20 protein-coding genes are annotated in these 23,708 nt (G+C 52.0%); 5 read left to right on the top strand and 15 right to left on the bottom strand.

Translation table 11 applies throughout. From position 1 onward, the window contains the following. From CAG64_RS23140 to CAG64_RS23100, 9 genes are all read right to left on the bottom strand, one after another. Positions 1–2,057, bottom strand: a 2,057-nt coding sequence (locus CAG64_RS23140; RefSeq protein ID WP_161489366.1) for a retention module-containing protein, incomplete at its 3' end; no start/stop codon positions are given. 305 nt (positions 2,058–2,362) lie between these two features. Beyond that, positions 2,363–3,130 carry a LytR/AlgR family response regulator transcription factor gene (locus CAG64_RS23135; RefSeq protein ID WP_161457681.1) on the bottom strand — a complete coding sequence of 256 codons (768 nt, stop codon included), beginning with the start codon at positions 3,128–3,130 and terminating at the stop codon, positions 2,363–2,365. Continuing rightward, positions 3,102–4,175: a sensor histidine kinase gene (locus CAG64_RS23130; RefSeq protein WP_161457682.1), complete on the bottom strand. Its 1,074-nt coding sequence runs from the start codon at positions 4,173–4,175 to the stop codon at positions 3,102–3,104. The genes CAG64_RS23135 and CAG64_RS23130 overlap by 29 nt, the downstream gene beginning before the upstream one ends. Next, positions 4,175–5,404: a hypothetical protein gene (locus CAG64_RS23125; protein WP_161457683.1), complete on the bottom strand. Its 1,230-nt coding sequence runs from the start codon at positions 5,402–5,404 to the stop codon at positions 4,175–4,177. Before CAG64_RS23125 ends, CAG64_RS23130 begins: the two co-directional genes overlap by 1 nt. A 1-nt stretch (position 5,405) precedes the next feature. After that, positions 5,406–6,170 (bottom strand): outer membrane lipoprotein-sorting protein, encoded by a 765-nt coding sequence (locus CAG64_RS23120; protein ID WP_021706167.1) that lies wholly within the window; start codon positions 6,168–6,170, stop codon positions 5,406–5,408. Beyond that, positions 6,163–7,422 (bottom strand): ABC transporter permease, encoded by a 1,260-nt coding sequence (locus CAG64_RS23115; RefSeq protein WP_161457684.1) that lies wholly within the window; start codon positions 7,420–7,422, stop codon positions 6,163–6,165. The genes CAG64_RS23120 and CAG64_RS23115 overlap by 8 nt, the downstream gene beginning before the upstream one ends. Beyond that, positions 7,410–8,093 (bottom strand): ABC transporter ATP-binding protein, encoded by a 684-nt coding sequence (locus CAG64_RS23110; protein ID WP_161457685.1) that lies wholly within the window; start codon positions 8,091–8,093, stop codon positions 7,410–7,412. Before CAG64_RS23110 ends, CAG64_RS23115 begins: the two co-directional genes overlap by 13 nt. A gap of 9 nt (positions 8,094–8,102) precedes the next feature. Further along, positions 8,103–8,735 (bottom strand): hypothetical protein, encoded by a 633-nt coding sequence (locus tag CAG64_RS23105; RefSeq protein WP_161457686.1) that lies wholly within the window; start codon positions 8,733–8,735, stop codon positions 8,103–8,105. A gap of 187 nt (positions 8,736–8,922) precedes the next feature. Further along, the gene (locus CAG64_RS23100; protein WP_161454746.1) at positions 8,923–9,831 is read right to left on the bottom strand and encodes an aldo/keto reductase; all 909 of its coding nucleotides are present in this window, start codon (positions 9,829–9,831) and stop codon (positions 8,923–8,925) included. Between the two features lie 94 nt (positions 9,832–9,925). On the opposite strand from CAG64_RS23100, the gene CAG64_RS23095 reads away from it, so the two are divergent. Beyond that, positions 9,926–10,336: a helix-turn-helix domain-containing protein gene (locus CAG64_RS23095; RefSeq protein WP_161457687.1), complete on the top strand. Its 411-nt coding sequence runs from the start codon at positions 9,926–9,928 to the stop codon at positions 10,334–10,336. Here CAG64_RS23095 and CAG64_RS23090 read toward each other — a convergent pair. Then, entirely contained in the window at positions 10,296–10,892 is a 597-nt protein-coding gene (locus tag CAG64_RS23090) for a hypothetical protein (protein WP_161457688.1), read from the bottom strand. The genes CAG64_RS23095 and CAG64_RS23090 overlap by 41 nt on opposite strands. Positions 10,893–11,018: 126 nt before the next feature. On the opposite strand from CAG64_RS23090, the gene CAG64_RS23085 reads away from it, so the two are divergent. Continuing rightward, on the top strand, positions 11,019–12,059 hold the full coding sequence (locus CAG64_RS23085) for an alpha/beta hydrolase family protein (RefSeq protein ID WP_161457689.1): 1,041 nt from the start codon (positions 11,019–11,021) through the stop codon (positions 12,057–12,059). On the opposite strand, the gene CAG64_RS23080 is transcribed toward CAG64_RS23085, so the two are convergent. Continuing rightward, positions 12,051–13,091, bottom strand: coding sequence for a helix-turn-helix domain-containing protein (locus tag CAG64_RS23080; RefSeq protein ID WP_021706176.1), 1,041 nt, complete (start codon positions 13,089–13,091; stop codon positions 12,051–12,053). The genes CAG64_RS23085 and CAG64_RS23080 overlap by 9 nt on opposite strands. A gap of 207 nt (positions 13,092–13,298) precedes the next feature. Between CAG64_RS23080 and CAG64_RS23075 the strand changes: the two genes are divergently transcribed. The 3 genes from CAG64_RS23075 (at position 13,299) to CAG64_RS23065 (ending at position 19,321) form a co-directional block, all read left to right on the top strand. Beyond that, positions 13,299–15,350, top strand: a complete 2,052-nt coding sequence (locus CAG64_RS23075) for an alpha-amylase (RefSeq protein WP_040902854.1) — start codon at positions 13,299–13,301, stop codon at positions 15,348–15,350. Between the two features lie 325 nt (positions 15,351–15,675). After that, positions 15,676–16,917, top strand: a complete 1,242-nt coding sequence (locus CAG64_RS23070) for an outer membrane protein transport protein (protein ID WP_161457690.1) — start codon at positions 15,676–15,678, stop codon at positions 16,915–16,917. A 19-nt stretch (positions 16,918–16,936) separates the two neighbouring features. Continuing rightward, positions 16,937–19,321 carry a VolA/Pla-1 family phospholipase gene (locus CAG64_RS23065; protein WP_161457691.1) on the top strand — a complete coding sequence of 795 codons (2,385 nt, stop codon included), beginning with the start codon at positions 16,937–16,939 and terminating at the stop codon, positions 19,319–19,321. A gap of 121 nt (positions 19,322–19,442) precedes the next feature. On the opposite strand, the gene aroG is transcribed toward CAG64_RS23065, so the two are convergent. The 4 genes from aroG to CAG64_RS23045 all read right to left on the bottom strand — a co-directional run bounded on the left by aroG (position 19,443) and on the right by CAG64_RS23045 (position 23,694). Further along, positions 19,443–20,495, bottom strand: coding sequence for a 3-deoxy-7-phosphoheptulonate synthase AroG (aroG, locus tag CAG64_RS23060; protein WP_021706180.1), 1,053 nt, complete (start codon positions 20,493–20,495; stop codon positions 19,443–19,445). Between the two features lie 475 nt (positions 20,496–20,970). Beyond that, a complete protein-coding gene (locus CAG64_RS23055; RefSeq protein ID WP_161457692.1) occupies positions 20,971–21,432 on the bottom strand; it encodes a hypothetical protein in 462 nt (153 codons plus the stop codon). A gap of 343 nt (positions 21,433–21,775) precedes the next feature. Beyond that, positions 21,776–22,681, bottom strand: coding sequence for a heme o synthase (gene cyoE / locus CAG64_RS23050; RefSeq protein ID WP_021706184.1), 906 nt, complete (start codon positions 22,679–22,681; stop codon positions 21,776–21,778). After that, positions 22,678–23,694, bottom strand: a complete 1,017-nt coding sequence (locus CAG64_RS23045) for a COX15/CtaA family protein (RefSeq protein ID WP_161457693.1) — start codon at positions 23,692–23,694, stop codon at positions 22,678–22,680. The genes cyoE and CAG64_RS23045 overlap by 4 nt, the downstream gene beginning before the upstream one ends. Between the last annotated feature and the right edge of the window lie 14 nt (positions 23,695–23,708).

Raw genomic sequence — 23,708 nt, 5'->3', positions numbered from 1 at the left:
CTGCCGTCCAGCTGGTAACTGACCACCCCGTCCGAGCCTTGCGTGGTGGTGAACTTGCCATCGACACTGACCGGATCGCTCTGATCGGAGCCAATATTGGCCAGATCGTCTTCGCTGACATCCAACGCATCCACATCATTGATGGTCGGAACGTCATCTTTTACTTCAATCACAATCTGCGCCGCTTCAGAATCTTTCGCCCCTGGAGTCAACGAAGAGCGGTCGCCATCGGCATCAACGGCATACACTGGCAGATTGATGCTCAAGGATTCGTCGTTTGCACCCGTATGATCCAATTGCTCATAAAGGTTAAACTCGTATTCTCCCAGAGACGGAGAATCCAGTTTGATATCAAACACGGTCACGCGGCTGCCATTCAGCTCAATGTAACCTTCATAGGTGCGTACACCATTAACGTCTGACACCAACTCCAGTTGAATCACCTGCCCCTGAGACATCAGAGCACCATCCTGATTAAACTCCGCAGGTTCCAGTTCAAAGTGATCGATAATGTCACTGCCTTGAGTAGCACTGATGGTCCCACTACCTGACGTGATGGCGCTGCCTTCCTGAGAGCCATCGGTCACACCAGACTCGTCCAGCGTTAAACCGCTCACATCATCAATCACAGGGTTGTCACCGTCGATGATGCTGATGTTGATGGTGTTGTTCACCGTATCCTGATCAAAGTCGACGATGGTGGTTGGCAATGACAGTTTAATGGTGTCATCGCTGTTGGTCTGCTCAAGCGGTTTGAACTGCTCGAACTGGAATTTTCCGTCAGTGCCGACGGAGACCGTCAGTACGACCTCGTCACTGCCGGCAATCGTCACAGTAATTTTTGTGCCATCTTCAGACAGAGTGGCGGCTACCGCCTGATTATCACTCATCAGGCCATCAAATTGCGCCAGCGCGGACGAGTCAAACGTCACCGATTGCAGTTCATCACTGCCAATTTCAACCAAGGTGCCTTCAATTACAGCACTGGACGACTCAATATTTTCAATATTTACATCTTGCGGCGCAGGATCCACACCATCGTTGATGCCAACCACCACATCAATCGGTTGTTGAATCGCATTCCCCCCAGTATCTGAACCAGTGATGTCGAAGCTGATGTTGATCTGATCGCCATTAATGGCAACCTGCCCCCCCCCGACTGATGGGACATGATCGATCGGTTGACTGATCGTCGTGGTTACATCCAACTGAATATTTTTACCCACCGAAGTGGCTGTTATGTCAATGCGCAGAACTTCACTACCATTGAGTTCACCAATGATGGCATTACTGGCAGCGTCATAGGTAAAGGTCACCGGCTGTCCGGAAGACGTGATATCTGAATTGAGTTCCGCCAAAAGAGAAGCAAGAGAAACCGGGTCCGGAACAAAAGACGTGGCATCCAGAGGCAAATCGCCCGCCTGAACCAAAGTTGAAACTGTTATAGACTGCGGGTACGTCGATAGGGTCAATGAACCTTCTGTCAGTTCGCCTGCCAGAGATTGACCGCCAGCAGCAAACACCAGCGGATTAAACGGGTCTTCATCCTCAGATTCAAAGCTGTTGTTAAAACCTGCGGTTTCAAAGAATGTCGCGGCCAGTACTTCCGGCCCAAGGTAGTCCACCGTCACGAAACCGGCGTTCGCAGAACCATCACTGCCACCCGCGGCGGTTGGATCAAGAATTTCGGTCGGGTCAGCGCCGGCCAGAATGGCTTCCTGGATGGCGAGAATTTCATCGGCGCCAAAGCCCGTGTTATCCAGTTGAGTCGGATCGATAGCAACGGCGCCCCCCAGCGGAGTCTGAGCCAATGCCTCGAATACGGTGTCCTCACCGTGTGGCTGTGCCAGACATGCCACACAGTTCTGGTCGACGACCGTTGGCTGACCATTGATCATTACAACAGCAGAGGCATCGTTGACCGTCAGAAGAATCTCCCCAGCCAGCAACTCATCACCTGGGCGAACCACTCGGGCCAGCCCTTTTTCATTGACAGCGATGACTTCCCCGTTGACTTCTTCAACCATCGCTTTTTGCAGCAAAACATTTGTACTCATCCGACCCTCACGACTTCAGGAATCCGTTGTATCGCGTCCATAAAGTGTAGATAAACCACGACTTTTACGCGCGACCACATCTTACTTGATTCTGTTCTTTCAGCTATGCAACTTAACAGGTATTAGTATACCGGAGAAAACTCTAACTGACGGCAATTAACCAGAATTAATCTATTGTATCTATTGGTGACAGAACATACATGAAGTTGACGATAAGGACTAGTCAAATTATTGGCGAATTCTATTTTTTGTACCTTCAGTTAACCTGGGTATCAGGTTTGAACATATTCCCGGCCTGCATATCATTAATTCTGATGAAATAACGCCTGCATAGCACGACTGACTGACAACTTCGCATCACCAATGTACACATGCATTTTGCCACTAAAATCCTTCTTCACCTTGTCGATCGCCGAAACATTGACTCCCGTTGAGCGATGAATTTGCCAAAACTGTTGTGGGTCGAGCTGGGTGAGCAGCTCGCGGAGTGAGGTACGCAACAAAAACGTATCGTGCAGGGTCACTAGAGTGACGTATTTGTCTTCGGCTTTCAGATACAACACGTCGGTGGCCGCGATCAGGTGAATTTCATCACCTTTCGAAGCTTTAATCCATTGCAGATACTGTGGGCCGACGTCACGCGATGCATGCTCGATTTTTTCCAGCAACGATGCCAGTTGCAAAGGCACTCCCACGTCACCGCTTTGGAGGCGAGATTGCAACTTCCGCACACATTGCAGCAGACGTTCCTGACACAGCGGTTTGAGCAGATAATCAACGGCATTGGCCTCAAAAGCCGCGAGCGCGTACTCATCATACGCCGTCACAAACACTACAAGAGGCGCGCTTGTCTGCCTGGATAGCTGCCTGGCCAGCGATACCCCGTCCAGTCCCGGCATACGGATATCCAGAAACGCAATCTGAGGCTGTAACTGGGCGATCAGCTCCAGAGCCTGTGCGCCGTTTTCGGCACTGGCCAGCACATCGAGCTGGGGCCAGACGTCTGCCAACTCTCGTTTCAGATGGTGACGCAGTAAAGGTTCATCATCCGCAATGATCGCAGTCACCGACATCCGCTTCTCCTTGTGTTAACTCTTCGATTGCAATGGTAATGCGTGCGGTTACACCGTTACCCGGGCTTTCCTGAATGATCAGGCGCGCCTGTTCCCCATACAGTGCCATGAGTCGCTGACGAATGTTGGTCAATCCCAACCCGCTTCCACAGGTATCCGGAAATGTTCCCAGCCCGGCGCCGCTGTCTGAAACTTCAATCATCAACCGTTGCGCATTCTCTGTCACCGTCACCGTCACTGCACCGCCGCGCGGCTGCGGCTCAATACCATGCTGGATAGCATTTTCAACCAGAGGCTGGATCAGCAGCGGTGGAAGCATGAGGTCGTTGTCACCGCATCGGTTGTCAATCGTGTAATCCAACCGGTCGCCCAATCGAATTTTCTGAATACCTAAATACGCTTCAAGTAACGCCAGTTCGTTGTTCAGGGAGCCTTGCTGACTGCGTGTGGTGTTCAACGTCGCGCGAAGCAGTTCTGTGAGCCGGTTTAACATCTGTTTTGCGTCCTGAGGCGCGGTATCAATTAACGCCTGAATATTGGCCAGCGTGTTAAACAAAAAGTGGGGTTCAATCTGGCTTTGCAACTGCTTTAACTGACTCATGAGCAGCGCTTTGTCCTGCTCAGATTGCTTGCGCTTGGCCGTTTCCAGCGCCTTCTCTGCCAGCAAGCGCTGTTCATGCGCATAAAAATAGACGAAGCAAACGACAGTGAAGATAAAGCCCAGCACAATCACTGGTTTCATCGCGGAAAAGTGACTGAACTTGGGGTATTTACTCAGCCACCAGTACGCATTCAGCGTGCCGATAACCATGGAGCTGGACACCGCGAACAGATTCACCTGACGCGACGACCAGTTCGGCTTTAGCAACGCGATAAGATGTGCCGCAATCACTGCACTGAATCCGTACCCAAAACTGATCGCCAGATGTTCCTGCAGCTTACTTGGCCATATTGTCTGAGTGGCAAACGCAATGGCCACACAAAACAGCGCGGTGAACAGCAGGCTTTTTGCACTGTCGTACATATGTTGCTTGAGTTCAGACATCAAAACTTTCCTTTCAGGTTTAACAGAATCATATGCTTATCCGGTAGGTTGGCATAAGCAGATTCGGAACGTCCGGTGTAAAAACGTGCGGCAACTTCCACTTCCACAGACGTCGTACCACTATCCCAGGCCAGATAGTTGAACCACTGTGTGGCAATCACTCCGCCATCCTGTGGCGCGATCAAGACATCGGTGGTCGGAGTGAAATCATCCAGCCAGTTTTGAGTGCGGCTCCATGACCATTCCCGCCAGGCAGTCGCCGCCATCGTCCAGTGCAGCATGAAATTATGTTGCACCAGATTGGCATGGCTGTATCCCGCCGCGAGAGACTGTGCCAGAGGCGAGCGCTGCCACTGCTGTGCGCTTTGCCGCACATTTTGCCACTCAGACTGGCTCCAGGCCCGGCTGTCATACCAGTATTCTGCAATGATGTTATGCCCGCTAAGACTGGCCCAGTTCAGACCCAGCAATCCCTGATAGCCACTGCTTTGCGTCTTCAACTCAGGGGCGAAAGCAGAGCTATCTGTGACATAAGAGAGATAGCGATTCTGATACAGCAGTGAGCCGTGCCACTCCCAAGCCGGATCAAGAACGGAGATCACCGACATTGCCAGCAGGCCACGCCTGACATCATCGTAATATGCGATGCCCTGCCACTCGGTATCACCCTGTAAGAGATAGCGGCGGATACCGATGCCTTTTTGCTGCGCCGCCTGTTCCAGCTCACTGCCCTCTTGCTGCGTCCAGGACGAATCGGTCGCCACGACACTCCAGTCACCCAGCGCATCAAAATGCGACAGCAATAGCGTGCCTGCCCCTTCTTCAACCTGAATGCCGACCGGATGGCGACGATACGGTTTAAAGATGTCCAGCGGCCGGTAACCGTAACCAACGCCCCAATCGAGACGCAGTTTTCCTGCTGTCACATCCACACTGCCAAAGCTGTGATGCCAGAACCACTCCTGGATAATGACCTCTCCGTCATGGGCTTCTTCGTCACTGCTGAGCACGTTCGTTGCGCGCAAGGCAAGGCGCCCAGTCATGCCTTGCCAGTGGGTCTGCACATCCAACAATGCATCGAGTGTCTGGCGCTCGGCGTCAGTGGGTGAGAAAAACGGGCTGTCAGTACTTTGTGCTGTGGCAGCGCTCAACGTCCAATCCCAGTCAAACGAGACATCTTCAGCCGTACAGCTCAAAGGCCACAGCAGCAACGCCAACAAGATTCTCATCTCACCACTCCACCGCGTCGCTTCGGGCCAGATAAGCCGGGTTATAGTACTTGTCGTCTAGGTTCACCGGGACAATGCTTTGGTATTCAATCACGGTTTTTTTGGCTGGCTGAATACGATCAAACAGTGTCATCGCAACCACTCGGCGCTTGCCATCATCATCACCGGCATGAAACCGTGCCTGCTTCGCCAGCTTACCGGAACGTAAATAAAGATCCGCTTTAAGTGGGAAATCGTCGCTGGCAGTGAGCCACAAGGTAATGCGTTGATAGCTGGCTCCGTCAGTGGCGGCCGACAACTCAAGTCGATTCGCCGTAACCTGCTGTCCGTCAAGTGCCAGGATCTCTTCTGCCTGCCATTGCCCGTGGTAATCATCACTCCATTTCAAGGTCGAAATGTCGCCGATGGAGGCTTCGCCCAACAGCTTTTGCATCGGAGTGATGCGAATGGGTCGACGGCTTTTGGGCATCAGCAACCAGTAATTATCCCCTAGCATCAGCATTTTCTGCCCAGCTTCAACCTGCGACTTAAAAATCACCAGCGACTGACGTTCTGGACGGGTATAAACGTCGTAACGACGAGTCTTGTCCTGTTCTCCGTTTTGATACAGAGTCACCAACGACACCACATGTGCCGATGCCAGATCAAGACGGAAAGCATCCGCGTGCGTCAGCATTTTCTCTACCCGTGATAGCTGCGCCAAGGACGGCACACTGAACAACATCAGTAACGCCATCAGAGTAACGTTTTTCGGATAACTACACATAAATCAATGCCTCCGTAATCGGTTTGTTGACCCCTTTACGCGCCGAGAACCAGGCCGCTGCAATACAAATCAGCAGCACCCCCACTGCGCTGTACATCAGCAACTCGGCTGAGAAATAGATATTGAGCGGATAACCCTCAGTTCTGCCCGGAGGAGGCGGCATCTGTATGTCTGCGACCATCAGTCCCAGACAGCTCACCGCCGTTAACGCACCGCCGATGAGTGCTCCCAGTATCGCCAGCAGCCCCGCTTCGCGAATAAAGCCCGCGATAATTTCAGAGGGATAGGTGCCGAGCGCTGACAGCGTGCCTATTTCCCGGGTTCGCTCGGTGACCGACATCGTCATGGTGTTGAACAGAGCGACAAAGACCACCAGAGCCATAACCGCCCCCATGATGCCGAAAATACGGTCGTACAGAGCACGCACTTTTTTGTAGAAGAAGGCCCGTTCCTGCCAGGGCGTTACGGTCAGTGGCTGCGCCAGCGTCATACGGCTCAACTGATCTTCCACCCATGCCTGCATCGCGGCAGTCCGGCTGGTCTCGAACAAAAACAGCGCTAGCGTGCTGACTTTGTCCGTCACCAGCAATGACTGCGCAGAGCTCAGATGGATGTAGAGCTGACGTTTATCCAATTCCGGTACGCCGGTCGAATAGATACCACGAACTTTAAAGTCATAGGCATTCAGAGCGCCGTCACTGGTCGTGGCCAGTAATGTAACCCAATCCCCAACCGACACATTGAGGTTGCGTGCCAGATCCAGCGCTAACATCACCTCCGGCTCCGCTGGGTCATAACGCTGCGAATCAACTGAAGACAAAGTGTTTCCCTGTCTGACGTCAAGAAACGGCCCTTTCATATCGAATTCGTGTTCATCGACACCGTGCCCGACAAAAATGGTGGATTTACTGCCATTTGAGACCAGTCCGCTGAACTCTATCCGAGGCTGGACACCTCGCACATCCGGGTGGCCGATCAACGCTTTGGTGAGCGCGTTGGTGCCGGCCAGACCATTTGCCAGAGGTGTTTCTTCATCCTTGATAAAATAGTCTGGTTGGCTGAGAGTCAGATGGCCGGTGTCCCGTGCCGTGGACTCTTTGAGCGAATCGTAGGTGTAGAGACCAAACCCACCCGCACTGGTCAGGGCAAACACTGCAATCGCGATGATCAGCACCGAGAGCAGGCTGCGCCGACGGTTGCGCATCAGATTCAGATACGCAATTTTCACATGAGATAGAATCAGCTTGCCCATTTCATCGTCTCCTGTATCAGTGCACCGTCCACCAGGTTCATGACCCGATCACAGCGCGTCGCCATCCGTCCATCATGCGTCGCGACAATAAACGTCGTGCCCATGTCATGGCCAAGTGACTTCATCATGTCAATGACGGTGTTTGCCGTCTGGCTGTCCAGGCTGGCCGTAGGCTCATCCGCAATCACAATTTGTGGCTGATGGATCATGGCCCGGGCTATCGCCACCCGTTGTTGTTGCCCTCCGGACAGATTGTCCGGACGATGAGATTCGAAGCCCCCCAACCCGACTCGCTCAAGAATCTGATGGCCAAGCCGCTGCTGATCACTGATCGCCACACCATTAAGCATCAATGGATACACTACGTTTTCCAACGCTGTCATAATCGGTACCAAATTGAACTTCTGAAACACAAATCCCATTTGTGAACGACGGATCTGGGCCGCTGCGTAGCGATCTTTAGGCCAGGGCACCTGATCAAGTTCAATCTGCCCCTGATAATCCATGTCCAACAGGCCAAGCAGGTTGAGCAGTGTGCTTTTTCCAGATCCTGACGGACCGCACAACGCCAGCATTTCACCGCGCTGCACTTCGCCACTGACACCGCAAAGCGCCGGCACTGACTGATTGCCAAGACGGTAATGTTTCTCGATTTGACTGAATTTCAGCATGAGACCTCCTTAATCCGCTTGGGCCAGCAAGGCTTGCGCCTGTTGGGTGTAGGGATTCTCTGCATTGTGGACAGCCATCAGACGGGTCCATTGCTGCGCGTGCTCGATATCATTGGCACGCAGTGACGCCTTGATCGCATAGAAGTAAATCCAGGCGGTGGCTGCAAAAGGTTGCTGGGTAAATACCGGCTCGCTAAGCAAGGTCAGATAGAGGTCGTAACCACGCTCGAAGTGATTGAACATGTCCGGTAATGAGGTATAAGTGGCCGCCGCGATGGCCGTCGTCAATACCGACTCAGGCACCCCCTGGCGAATCAATTGCTCCTGCAGCGGTTGAGGATTGACACTTTGCAGGCGTAAACCTTTGGCGATGGTAGACAGCCCCTGTTCAGTGTATTTCATTTTATTCCATGGCATCAGAGCATCGCGTCCCATTAAGGTTTGCGTGCTACCGAGATACACCAGGCTAAGAGGGTCTGCGCCGTGCGATTCAATTTGCTGATGGAGAGTCTGATACACAGGCTCGACATGGGAGGGGTCGCCTTCAGCCGCAAGATTGTACTGATCGATCAGTTGGTCACTGGGCGCGGCATACAATGGCACGCTGACCAGCAACAGCGAGGTAAACAATGTCAATTTCATGGCGGTCTCCTTTTCGTCTTTGGTAACTCTCAGACTAAAAGACCCCCATGGGTGCCGCTGGACTTTGCGACCAACGGTGAATACACACCGTGAACGGCAGATAAACGGGACGAATGGGCAGCGTTCAGGCAATAAAAAGGGCAGCCGACGCTGCCCAGGGAATTTACAATGTAAATACAAGCTTGGTTTATGGCACACCGTGTCCTTTCGATGCCACCCATACCCGGAACCACTGCTCGCGGGTCAACTCTATGTCCAGAGCCGCCACCGCGGATTCCACGCGCTCGATCTTGCCGGAGCCAATGATCGGCAGCGGGTTTGACGGCAAGCGACGCACCCAGGCATAAATAACCTGATCGATACTTTTCGCACCAACTTCCTCACGGATCGCTTCCAGCTCAGCACGCACGCGCGCTGATTGCTCGGTTTCGCCGGAGAAAATACTGCCTCCACCGAGACAAGACCATGCCATTGGGCGGGTGCGCAGCGTCTGCATTTGATCCAGTGTACCGTCGTGCGCCACCTCAAAATTAAGCGGATTAATTTCCACCTGATTGGTCACCAGCGCTTTGCTCACTCGCGATTGCAACAATTCAAACTGACGCGGGCTGAAATTCGACACACCGAAATGTTTTACTTTGCCAACTTTGTGCAGTTCGGTAAAGGCTTCCGCTACTTCATCGGCATTCATCAGCACATCCGGACGGTGAATCAACAACACATCAATTTCATCCACCCCGAGGCGCTGCAATGAGTTATTCACTGACTCATAAATATGTGACGCGCTGGTATCGTAATGATTGATGCGACGTTGTGGAAATTGATCCGAGCACAGTTTGATATCACATTTGGTGACAATCTGAATCTGCTCCCGGACCACCGGGTCCAGTTGCAACGCTTCACCAAACAACTGCTCGCACTGGTAATTTCCGTAGATATCCGCATGGTCGACGGTGGTAATCCCCAGTTCAATGTGTTGCTTGAGGAACGTCAGCCGCTGCTGCGGTGTCATGCCCCACTCGGCCAGTCGCCAGTATCCCTGAACCAGCTCAGAAAACTCCGGCCCCTGAGGTGCTATCGCTACTTTCTCCACCATGACTTCTCTCCTGTAAAAATCTGCCCATACCTTATGCTTGTTTCAACAACGGCTCAACGTATACTGAGCACAAAATCGAACTGGAGTACGAGTTTTGAGTTTTTCTGAGCGACTGAAAAACCTGATTGGTGAAGAAAGCATCAGCGGCTTTGCGCGCCGTGTCGGGTTGTCCGAGGGGCTGGTCCGAAAATACCTCAAAGGCAGCGAGCCAAGTCTGAGCAAAGCAAATCAAATCGCACAACGGGCCAATTGCTCACTGGAATGGCTGGCAACGGGGTGTGGCTATCTTTATCGCCGTGCGGAGGTGGTGGATATGGAAGCCTACCGCATTGCCTATCAGCATATAACCGGTCAGCCATTGGCAGACGAAGAGCAACAACGACTGATCGTCTCAGGCTATCAATACCTGCGCGCGCACAAACGCGCCGACGGTTACCTGGATGAATCGGCGATGATTGCCTTCCTCAATCGTCATCCTCGAGAACATCTGCCCGAATCAGACTAAGCTGAATCTGCTGTCCGTCACTGGTCAACTCTGCATGCAGCACAGGGCTCGGGCGATCCCACTGACTTAACGCCACCCATTGCTGGGTCATCGAACGCGCACTGCCAGGCTGATTGATGAACGTCACCAGCGCTCTGTCTGCGGCGGCACGCCCCTGGCGCTGCACCGCCTGCCGAACGTCAAAACAACGCGTTTCAACACACGCACTTTCGATACCATATCCCGAGTGTCGCAAACTTAGCTGCAAATCAGCGTAGTTTGCCGGCGAATAAACCGCCCGCAACACTGCGCGTCGCAAGCGGTCGCCCGAGACAAACCATTCTGCTCTGACAGTGGTGTGCGCAAAGACAAAGTCATCACTGCAAATGCGTTCTCGTTCCTTCTCCAGTCCACAATCATACAAACGGCGATCCTGCTCAGCCATATCGACCGTCCATAACGGTTGCCGGATATCGACAAACGGTTGTAAGAAGTCCGGCGCGGCGAACAGTGATGGCGAGAACATCACCAGCCCAAAAACTGCCCAGCGGCACAGCAGGTACGCATGTTTTTTCACTGTTGGCTCCTTGTAGTTAGCACGTTCTAAAACCCGATTGAGGACGACCTCGATCGCGATTCAGGTCTCTTGGCATCTGGACTGAGCGCTATTGTTGGCTCTCTATCCCATAAAGGACATCACACCATGTACAAATGTATTATCGTTATCGCGCTGCTGCTCACTAGCTTAACTCAGGTGCAGGCAAACGACGTCGGTTTTCTTCAGTTTCGTGCTGATAGCCAGACATCCCGACCATTACACATCAGCGTCTGGTACCCGACATCACAATCAACCCCTTACAGCCTGATTGCCGACAATCCGGCTTTTGTGGGCACTCGGGTCATTCGTGATGCCAGTGTCAAACCCGGCCGTTTTCCAGTGGTAATCCTGTCTCACGGATACCGGGGAAACTGGCGCAATATGAACTGGCTGGCAACACGACTGGCAGCATCCGGCTATCTGGTGACCGCTGTCAATCACCCGGGAACAACATCCCGAAACCACGCGCCTCAAGATGCCCGGCAGTGGTGGCAACGCCCGATTGATCTCTCACGAACACTGGACAGCCTGACTCAACACCCCCTCTGGGCAGAGCATATCGATCAGCGCGACATCAGTGTGATCGGCCATTCCTTAGGTGGCTGGAGCACTCTTTTGCTAACGGGTGCCGAAGTGGACCGCGAACAGTTGAGCCGCGAATGTCAACGCTCGCCAAACCCAAGAACATGCGGTGTAGCATCAGAAATGGGCTTGTTTGCCCGGCAAGACGACGAGCCACCACGTCACCCCCTGCGTGATGTGCGCGTCAAACGCGCGATCCTGTTGGATATCGGCCTGGCACACAGTCTGTCAGTGAGCAGCCTCAGGCAGATTGACATACCGGTACTGATTCTGGCCGCAGGTGTCGATATTGGCGATCTTCCCCAGAGCCAGGAGTCGGGTTTTTTATCCGAACATCTGCCTCTTCGCCACACCCGCTACCGGGTCTACCAACAGGCCATGCACTTCAGTTTCTTGCAGTTGTGCAAACCTGATGCCCTGACGATGCTTGAGCAAGAAAGCAAGGGTGACAGCATTATTTGTCGAGATGCTGTCGGCACACAACGGGCAGCTCTGCATCAGACAATCTATGAGGACATTACCGCCTTTCTGCACCAGCATCGTAGTCCAGCACCATCATTGTAAACTGGAGCAGCTATCGCGGCCTTGACGACGAAATGCACTGGGCGTGACACCGGTGAGCCTGGCAAATTCCCGGTTAAAGTTCGACTTGGTCTGAAAGCCGGCACTCAGATAGATCTCGGTAACGCTCTGATCTGTCGTAATTAAGAGCGTTTTAGCATGCTCCACCCGATAACGGTTGACGAATCGAGACAGGTTCTCACCATGAACATGATTGACGGCGCGCGAGATCTGACGTGCGGGGATCATCATCTTGCGCGCTAGGCGATCCAAGGTGAGATCCGTATCAAGATACCATTTATGCTCGCACATCAGATCATCCAGTCGGGCGACAATCTGGCACCGTGCGTCATCGTCGTTTTCCGCTGCCAGTGGCAACGGTTCCGGATCGGTGAAGTTATCGGGTGATAATACCGTTAGAGATGGCATGGTACGGCTGGCCAAAATCACCACCGCCACCAGTGCGGGTAACATAATCAGGTGTGCCGCAGACACAATCGTCAGCACATGCTCTCCACTGAACACGGCAAAATCGATGGCCAACAATGCATCGACCAGCGCGGAAAACAGCAGTAACCCGGCGCCAAGTCGCTCATTGAGCACAAACCAGCGGCTGTCTTCCAATCGCACATACGCGGCAGGTTGTGTGGACAGTCGCCATAACGCCACGCCATACACAAGGGAAAGCCCCACTAGCGCCACATCAATAGGCCACGGCCACCAGGGATATATGAACGATCCCAGAAGTACCGCCGCTGGGCCGGAAAAATGCCACCAAGACACGCTTCCGGCTCGGTGTGCCGGCATAAAGCAGCACCATGCCAGTACCGGAATCAATGCAGCGACGGCAGGTTGCAAAAATCGCAGCAAGGCAATGTCCAGACTCCAGCGTAATCCCACCAGGCTCAGCGACACGGCGCACACCAGCACAAATCCGCACACCGGCTTTCCACTTTCTGGCCGCCTGAGGTAAATCAGCCCGGCAACCAGCATGAGTAACAGTGAGAGCACCATAGGCAGGGGAATGTAAATCATGAACGTCTCATGTCCTTAACCAACGTCAAACAGTCGCTATTTCATACTATTGCATGGCCGTCCGTCAAACCTATTGCACGCTCTACGCCGCCTGAAGCCGGTTTGTGAGCGACGGCAAATTTCGGGGCGTAGGCTCTGGGAAGGATGTGGCTGGTTTAGCCACGCAGTATCATGAGCAATGGATAACAATAATGACAGGGAATGAACATGAAACTGAAGGCTTTATCGATGGCACTGCTGCTGGCTTCGCCCGGTCTGTTTGCCTCACCCAATCTAACTATTTCAACCACCACCAACAGTCGCGATTTTCCACTGTCAGCCGAAACGCCGCTGGTCATCCCTCTGACCAAAGGCAACTACACGCTCAAAATCACAGGGGTGGAAGGCAACTGCCAGGCAAACGACGAGCAGAAAGTGAAGTTCAATACCCCGATTGCACTGAACTGTCACCAGGCCACTGAGCTGTCGCTGCCCATCCGTTTCAGCGGTGATTACGCCTTTTATTATGATGCGGCAGCGCTTACGCTGACCTTCAAACGCCAGCCTAAACAGAGCTCGAAGCAAGAATTCAAAAGGCCTATTCCAGATGTTCGTTGTGAAACCTACGCGGGCGGCTCCGTTACCCTTCAACTGGGTGAAACATTTACCGACGGCACACTGCTCAGGGACACCCTGTCGGGGCAACGCGTCATCGTCAAAGATCATCAGGTGACCCTAACCCCGTCACCCAGCAGTGGTGGGCTGATTTTACTGGAGCCGGCTGAACACACCAGCGAGGAAGCCAGTTTCACTTATCACAATGCCAACATCTATTTTGTGATGGTCGATCGCTTCAATAACGCCGATCCAAGCAACGATCACAGTTATGGCCGTAAAAAAGACGGCCAACAAGAAGTCGGTACCTTTCATGGCGGTGATCTCAAAGGGGTGATCGCCAAACTGGATTACATCAAGAGCCTAGGCAGCGACGCCATCTGGCTCTCTCCCATCGTGGAACAGGTTCACGGTTTTGTCGGCGGCGGAGACAGCGGTAGTTTTCCTTTTTACGCCTACCACGGCTATTGGACGCGAGATTTCACCAAAATCGATCAGAATTTCGGCAACGAAGACGATCTGAAAACATTGGTCGATGAAGCACACAAGCGCGGGCTCAAGGTGCTGCTGGATGCCGTGTTAAATCATGCAGGTTATGCCACGCTGGCCGACCTGCAACTCGATGGTATCGAGGTGGTCAACACCAGTCAGATGCCTGCCAGTTGGGCCGACTGGGTGCCGAAGTCCGGTGAAAACTGGCACAGTTACCACCAGGCCATCAATTACCAAAGCCCGGAGTGGGCCCAGTGGTGGGGAGCCGATTGGGTACGTGCAGGATTGCCCGGTTACCCTCAGCCCGGCTCCAGCGATATCACCATGACACTGGCCGGCTTACCGGATTTCGTTACCGAGTCCACACGCGGCGTCACTCCTCCCGAATGGTTATTGAACAACCCGGGGACTCGCGTGGTCCGCCGCCCGGACTATACCGTCACCGATTATCTGATTGAATGGCAGACAGACTGGGTGAAACGGTTCGGTATCGATGGTTTTCGGGTCGATACCGTCAAACACGTGGAAGGCGAAGTATGGAAACGCCTCAAGCAGCAGGCGTCCGACAAGCTGGAACAGTGGCGGGGGCAACACCACCTCAGCGGCGAACCGTTCTGGATGATGGGAGAAGTCTGGGGACACTCAGCTTATCGCAGCCCGTACTTTGATGACGGCTTCGATGCACTGATCAATTTCGACCTGCAGAAAAAGCTCGATAAAGGCGCGGCCTGTTTTAGCCAGATGGCTGACACCTACCAGAATTACGCCAATAGCATGCAGCAGTCCGCAGACTTTATTCCGGTCAGTTACATGTCATCCCATGATACGGAACTGTTCTTCGGCCGCTTCAAGTCATTTGAGATGCAGCGCAACGCCGCCAGTGCTTTGCTGCTGAGCCCCGGCGCGATTCAGGTTTATTATGGAGACGAAATCGGCCGACCTGTTGGTCCGTATGCGGATGATTTTCACCAAGGTACACGCTCGGACATGGTGTGGGATCTCAACGCACAACGTCAGGCCTTATTGCAGCACTGGCAAACGGTCGGCCAGTTCCGTCAGCGCCACCCAGCAATAGGCGCAGGAAGCCATACGGTAATTCCACAAAACAATGCTTATGTGTTTTCCCGCACATTAAATAAGGATAAAGTCGTAATTGCTTATGTAGGCCGTTGAAATCTGAAAAGACGCTATCCTATTAAGGGCTCGCCAAAAGCGGGCCCTTTAATATTTCTCAATATCTTACTGTGACTGAAACCGAACAATATCGCCTGAACTGGCACGTTCGAGCATATTTATCTGCATATTATGCAAAATAGAACTGGTCAAACCTGCAATTATTAAATTGTCGCTATGTAAGCTTTTGTTTATTCTCCCCTTCCTTTCAAAAAACTCAATTCCGGTCACATATTAATCAAACAGTTTCTTTGACATTCCGGTAACACAATTTTAACATCATTGAGAACTAACTATAAAAACCATGGTCCTTGGAGGTCCAACAATGAACATGAAGCACTATTCAACGCTCTCCCTGTGCATTCTGATGGCGACACAAGCTCATTCTGCGGGCTTCCAGGTTGCCGAGCACTCTGCATCTGGCTTGGGACGTGCCTTCTCCGGTGAGGCAGCCGTTGCCGACAATGCCGCAGTTCTGGCGCGAAACCCTTCTGCTATGACACTCTTCGATCGCGCTCAGTTCTCCGGTGCACTGACGGTGATCGATCCGGAAGTCGACGTATGGGATCGCACCAATGGCGAGTCCGCTAAAGATGTGGCACCAGTCCAGTTCGTTCCAGCGGCTTATTACATCAGCCCGGTAAACGAAAAGTGGGCCTGGGGCATCGGTATGTTCACCACCTACGGCGTTGCCACGGATTATCCGGACAACATTCAGGCCGGCGATCTGGCTGGTGATACGTCACTGATCTCGGTAAACCTTAACCCTAGTGTGGCCTACCGAATCAATGACAATTTCAGTATCGGTGCCGGTGTGAACCTAGTGTATGCACAAGCGGAACTGACACGTCACAAAGGTGCGTTGGCCCCATTTTTTGGTGGCAGTGCTTCAGACAAATTGATTGGTCTGGAAGGCGATACATTCGGCTGGGGCTGGAATGTGGGCGCCATGTATGAAATCAATCAAAATAACCGCTTTGGCTTCGGTTACCGATCAAAAGTGGATCTGGACTTCGACGATGGTGAGTTCAAAAGCTACGATTCTGGCATTGCCTCAAAGTCAACCGTCGACGGGCGCCTTGAAATCAGCTTGCCAGCCATCTGGGAAATCTCTGCTTTCCACCAAATCACCGAAGCGTTTGCCGTTCACTACAGCTACCAACATACCGACTGGAGCACCTTCACTGAGCTGAAAGCCACTTCATCTGACTGCAATAACGGCACAGCTGGCGAGTGTTTCCTCAAGAAAGAAGACTACGACGACAATGGTCGCTGGTCTCTGGGTGGCACCTACCAGTTTAACCAGAACTGGATTGGCCGCATCGGCTTTGCGTACGATGAACAGGCAGGTGAAGCCACACTGAGTATTCCAGACAGCGACCGTTACTGGTACTCGGCCGGCCTCACTTATATCTACAGTCAGAATCTGAGTGTGGATGCCGGTTTTGCTCTTGTACGGAGTAAAGATGGTTCGTTTAAAGAAACGGATGCCCTGGGTAATGAGCTGACCTTCGACTCTGAAGGTAACGCATATATCGGGTCCGTCCAATTGAACTACGCTTTCTAACCAGCAAGGAGCTCTCATCATGAAACACGGAATTAAACTTTCTCTGCTGAAGGCTGCCTTGCTAATGGCAGGCTGTGGTGACAACTCATCCAGCAGCACCAACGAACCGCAGTACGAATCTTACATTCAGGAAGCACTGAGCCGCGATACGACGATTAAATTCGCCTTACAAGGTACCAATGCCAGTGTGCCCCTGCCCTCTTTCGCGCTAATGAATACCAGCGACGGTACGCTGGAAATCCCAACCGAAGGGGATGACGAACTCACCAACCCGCGTGCCTCAATGGGCACTATGGATGGCTGGTCCACGACCATGCCACTGCTGATGGATTTTGAAGGCGCAGGTCTGGCTGACGGACTGGTCACTTCCGGCATTTATCTGGTTGAACTGACCGACAGCATGACAGGCTCACCCAGCGTGAAATCAGTGCTGGTTCAGGGGACCGATTTTGTCGCTGTAGCGGATTCCGCCAGCGATCGGATTAATATTGTGCTGAGAAAAGACCTCAACCCAAGCAGCGAATACATTCTTGCCATCACCGATGAAGTCACTGACGTCAACGGCGATCCGGTGGGCACATCCAGCAGTTACGCCGCTCTGAAATCGAAATCCAAGATTTATGAAACCGGCGCAGTGGCATCCGCTCAGCAGGTCACTCAGGGTGTCGAAACCATCTTTACTATGGCGGGTATCGCGGACACCACTGACATCATCTATTCAACCTGGTTTAGCACCCAGTCTGTCGGCGACACGTTGTACGCCGTTAAAGGCGCAACTGCCACTGCGTTGAATCAAGACGGTGGCCTGGCCAGTGTCTGGAAAGACGGCGCCAACCCGAACAACGTCGATCTCTCGACTGCTTACGCGATGGTGTTCGGTACAACGCAGGACTTCAATACTGCCATCGATAACGACGCCGACTTCGACAAATACATTGACCCTGACGGCACTAAAAAAGCCGGCATTAAAGCGTTGTATACAGGCTCTGGTGCAGACGTGAATGTCACTCACGGACAAGTGGCGCTACCTTATTATCTTGAAACTGACGCCGACTGGAACAGCCAACCGATGGAATCAGCCATGCCAAGTCTGGCACTGATTAAAGAGGCGCTGGCTGATGACAACGAAAAAGCCATTATCGGCGCGCAATTGCTGGCGGCGGGCATTGATGCCACCAAACTTGCGACCGATGTGACGGAGCAGCTGAAACTGGTTGGTCTGACACTGACCAAATCTGACGGCTCTGTGCTGGACGCGGATCGTATTCTAACCCGCTACGCGCCGGTACCGCAGGTGAAATCACTGCAAAATGCGGAGTTCCTGCTATTTACGCCAAACGGCGGTAACCCGACCAATGTGGTGATTTACCAGCACGGCATTACTTCTGCGAAAGAAAACTCGTACGCTTTTGCGTTTAACCTTGCTCAAGCAGGCATTGCAGTCATCGCGATTGACCTGCCGCTACACGGCAGCCGTAGTCTGGATGACAGCCGCTCCGCAAACGCGGATGTACTGGCTTACCTCAACCTGAACAATCTGGCGGTAGCGCGTGACAACGTGCGCCAGAGTGTGCTGGATGTGCTGGGACTGCGCGCCAGCCTGGTCACGTCACTGCAAGCCGGTTTGCTGGTGGGATCACCACTGCAGTCGTTTAACCCAATGACAGGTTCCGAAGTAAAACTGCTGGGTCACTCTCTAGGTGGGATCGTCGGCACGACAGCCGTGGCGGCAGGCAATAAATCGCTCGGTAGCGATGCCGCGGACATGCTGTACAGCTTCAGTGGTGCGTCAATTCAAAACTCAGGTGGTCAGATCGCAAATCTGTTGTTGGGCTCCAGCGAGTTTGGGCCGCAGATCAAGCACAACCTGACTTCAGCCCTGTCCGCTGACTACAAATCTTACGCAGACAGCAGCTGTTCCGCAGATAAACAAAAAGAGTGTTATGAGCAGTTTGAGTCAATGGCCACAGCAGAAACGCTGGCGACACTGGCAGGTGGATTCAGCGAATTTGCTTACGCGGCGCAAACTGTGCTGGATACCGTTGATCCGTATACCAATGCGAGTAATCTGCTGACCTCAGACAAAGTGAACATTCCATTTTACATGACGGAAGTGGACCAAGACGACACGGTGCCGAACTCAGTGACCAACGCGCCGTTTGCCGGTACCGAGCCACTGGCTGCGAAACTGGGTCTGGCGACGGTGAATTCAAGCACCGCTCTTAGTGATGGAGCGGCAAGCTTTGTACAGTTTAACAGCACCGCGCTGCACTCGACATTCGTCGCGCCTCAGCAAAGCGATAACTCGGATCTTCCGAACTATGCACAAATGCAGACCAGCAACGGTGAGTTTCTTGCAGCAGGGACTTTAGTCTCCGCTCCATCGGTAGCAACACTTAAATAAACTTGCTTGAATGGCATAAAGGCTCTCAATGAGAGCCTTTATTATTCTTTTGTCACAAATGCAAAAGAGGCCCGATTGAATCGGGCCTCTTTTTACCTTGGATTGTATGGCGGTTGAGTGATTAAGCGTTGCGACGTGCGGTCACAGCATCTGCCAATTGGCGCAAGACTTTCTCCGTGTCTTCCCAACCAATACACGCATCGGTGATAGACTGCCCATACGTGGATGCTTTTCCATCCATCAAATCCTGACGCCCCTCGACTAAATGCGATTCAATCATCACGCCGAAAATAGCCTCTTCACCCGCTGCCATTTGCGCACTGACGTCTTCCGCGACATTCATCTGACGCTGATATTGTTTTGAACTGTTCGCATGGCTGAAATCAATCATCACTTTTTGTGGCAGACCTGACGCCTGCAATTCACTCTTGATGGCTTGGACGTGCTCAGCACTGTAATTTGGCTCTTTACCACCACGCAGAATAATATGGCAATCCGGGTTGCCCGCGGTTTCAACAATCGCAGAATGGCCGTACTTAGTGACAGAAAGAAAATGGTGAGAAGCGCCGGCAGAACGAATCGCATCAGAGGCGATCTTGATGTTACCGTCGGTGCCATTTTTAAAGCCCACCGGACAGGACAGACCCGATGCCAACTCACGGTGTACCTGAGATTCCGTTGTACGCGCACCAATGGCTCCCCAACTAATCAGATCTGCCACGTATTGCGGTGTGATCATATCCAGAAACTCACTTGCCGTTGGCATACCCATATCGGTCAGATCCAAAAGCAGCTTGCGTCCCATCCGTAGGCCGTCGTTAATTTTAAACGTATCATTCAGGTACGGGTCATTGATCAGGCCTTTCCAACCCACGGTGGTACGAGGCTTTTCAAAATAGACGCGCATCACCACTTCCAAACGGTCCCCGAGTTCATCACGCAGAGTTTTCAGGCGCTTACCGTATTCAATCGCCGCTTGCGGATCGTGAATAGAACAAGGCCCAATGATGACTAACAGACGGTCATCATCGCCTTTCAAAATTTTTGCAATCGCTTCTCGGGATTGAAACGTGGTCGAAGCAGCAGTCTCTGTCGCAGGAAACTTCTCTAAAACCGCAACTGGCGGCAATAATTCTTTAACTCGGTTAATTCGTACATCATCAGTTTGGAACATGCTTACTTCTTCCTATATTGCGGTGGTTAAACTCATTTGCATTAAAATTGATGCATAATTGTTCAACTCTGATTATTCCTCTTCCCTGTAACTTATCCATTAAAAACCAGACTCGCAACCATTATTTTAAAAGAAAGGCAATATAACCAAATCATTTACACAAACAAGTTGATGTAAAAATTAATATACAGCAAAGAAAAGGCTTTAAAATAACGAAAAAGGTTCCGAATAAACTCTAAAAATTGCAAAAACACCTATTTCACCATCACTCTTTTCAGGCACTTATCAACGTAAAAATTATTGAGAGTACGCAGTACTATACATACTTAAGTCACAAAACGACTGCGGATGAGCACGCGAACCTGGTCAAAAATCACGCAGACCGACACTCGAGAAAGAAGGAGTAGAAAGTGGGAAGTAACGAGGCTTGGGCAGGAAATCCCGTCTTTCCCGCCCAATTGACAATAATGGTGGCTTACTGATTGATAATAAACACCATCGAATCCCCCATGACAGCACGAATCGCACTGTCTGCCTCCTCCTGTGACATGGTGCGTTGCATTTCCCGTTGCAGGTGATTGAGGCTCTGGCGAGTACCGTTGCTGGTTTCCGGTGACAGCGCACTGCCAATAAACATACGGATAACCATCAAAAAACGCGTTTCCATTAACGCCTGTTGCCAGGAGTCAATAAACGCGTCTTTGTTTGCAAAATTGAGTTTTTCGATCATGAGCGGCAAGACTTTGTCCTGAAGCGCGGTACTAAAATGCGCCCGGGTCGGGTAATAGCCTTGCAACGTCGATTTTCTCACATCCAACTCTGTGCTGAGTCGTTCATAAGTAATGTATTCCCAGCCTTCATTGATAAAGATGTTGAAAATCACCGCGTCATAGATACGCTTTTTGCGCTCTTTTTCTACTGCGCTGATGCGTGCCATAGGGTTACCTTTTGTAATAATTGTTCAATAACTATCCAGAACAAACATGTTTACCACAATCCGGCGCTGTTATCAGATCCGGATGGTAAAACCTGATTCACCAACAAAATATCGCTTAGGATCTGGTTGATTTTCGAGACCTGACCAAGTTCTTTGTGGCGGATAGAGTAAAATATCTCTCTGATATTATTAAGGTAACTGAGTTCATATCCAGAAAAAGAGAATGGCCAACGTAAATGCCATTGAGTTCGATAACGTCGATAAGTGGTATCAGGATTGTCAGGCACTGAAATTGGGGTTATCCCTGATGTTCCGGCGCCTCGAGCGAAGGCGCCTAAATCACCTAAAACGCTAAATAGTGGTCAGCCAGCAACGCCACAAATAACACCATCAGATGATAAATCGAAAATTTAAATGTCGTGATGGCGGAATCACTTTGCGGCGCATATTTCAGTGTCCAGGCAGAATGAATAAAACCAGCGCTGAGGATTGTCGATACACCCAGGTAAAGTGTACCACTCATGCCGACCAACACAGGCAACAAACAAATCAACGCCAGCAAAATCGTGTAGAGCAAAATGGATGTTTTCGTGTAGTCTTCACCGTGGGTGACCGGCAACATGGGTATATCCGCTTTGGCGTAGTCCTCTTTACGGTGAATCGCTAGTGCCCAAAAATGGGGGGGCGTCCAGATAAAGATGATCATTACCAATAACCAAGCGTGAGCATGCAGCTCCCCGGTAACGGCGGTCCACCCCAGAAGTGGCGGCATAGCTCCAGCGATCCCGGCGATAACGATGTTTTGTGGTGTCGCTCGTTTCAGATACATGGTGTACACCACCGCATACCCGAGCAAACTGGCCAATGTCAGCCAGGCTGTGAGCGCATTCACACCCCAGAATAAAATAGCAAATCCTACCAGACCGATGGCCGTTGCAAACATAAACACTCGAGACGCCTGAATGTCACCGGAGGGTAACGGGCGTTGATAAGTGCGCGCCATAATGGCGTCGATTCGTCTATCAATAAGGTGGTTCAACGCTGCCGCTGAACCAGCCATCAGCGCGATGCCACTGAGTCCCAATACCGCTGGCCACAAGGGTAGCGGTCCAGACACCGCCAAACACATACCAACCAGTGCCGTTAACAACATCAGTGCCACCACTTTGGGCTTGGTTAGTGTCAGATAGGTTCGCCACCCGGAACGCGCCTGGAAAGCGCTTTGAGAAACAGAAATAGACTTGCTCATTGAATGCTCTCCTTATTCAGAACTGGAACCGAATCGGGTTGTCGCAACAGATAGTTGGTATGCAACACCATCACCAATAGCACCGCGGCCCCCAAATTGTGGGCGACCGCGTTCAGAAGTGGCAGGCTAAACATCACGTTACTCACCCCCAGCAATATTTGCATCGCCAGGACCAGACTCAACCGAATCGCTGCGGTTCGTAATTGGCCACTAGGGTGACGAAAACAGTGATACGCCAAAGTAAGAACCATCAACATGGTCAGGAGAGCGCCGATACGATGCGTCACATGAATCGTCATTCTGGCTCCATACTCCAATACACCGAACTCGTAACTGTCATGACCAAAGTGCACGGGCGTAAACGCCGTGCGAAAGTCCAGATGCTGTACCCAGTTACCTTCACAAATGGGTAAGTCTGTGCACATCAGCGCAGCGTAATTCGAGGACGTCCAGCCACCAATAGCGATTTGTCCGATGACAACCAGCAAGGTCCCTAAGGCCAGAAAGCGCAGAGAAGACGACGCTGCTACATGGCTGTCGCGGTGTATCGACAGAGTGAGTAACCAATGCAGAAAAGACAACGCGCATAACAACGTAAAACCGCCCAGCAGATGCCCCATGACCACGAGTGGCATCAGTTTCAGTGTCACCGTCCACATGCCGAGCAAGGCCTGAAAAACAACCAACACAGAGATCATTACCGGTAAGGTTTTAGGAATGGATTTTTCACGCAGGGACAGCGCCGTGATCAAAAACACCACCATGCCCAACGTACCGGCAAAATAACGATGAATCATCTCCAACCAAGCTTTTGGCGCATCCACCGTCAATCCGGGAAACAACTGATCCGCCCGCATCAACTGCTGTGTAGAACTCGGGACCGTCATGTGCCCGTAGCATCCAGGCCAGTCTGGACACCCCAAACCGGCATCAGCCAGACGGGTGTATGCCCCCAGCATTATGACGCACACGGTCAGCAGCAAACTGAATCGAACCAGATAGATAACCTTCATACATGCTCCCTGCA

It is taken from the genome of Vibrio sp. V38_P2S17PM301, from assembly GCF_009904845.1.
Classification (GTDB): domain Bacteria; phylum Pseudomonadota; class Gammaproteobacteria; order Enterobacterales; family Vibrionaceae; genus Vibrio; species Vibrio proteolyticus.
This window is presented reverse-complemented; position numbering and strand designations above follow the sequence as displayed.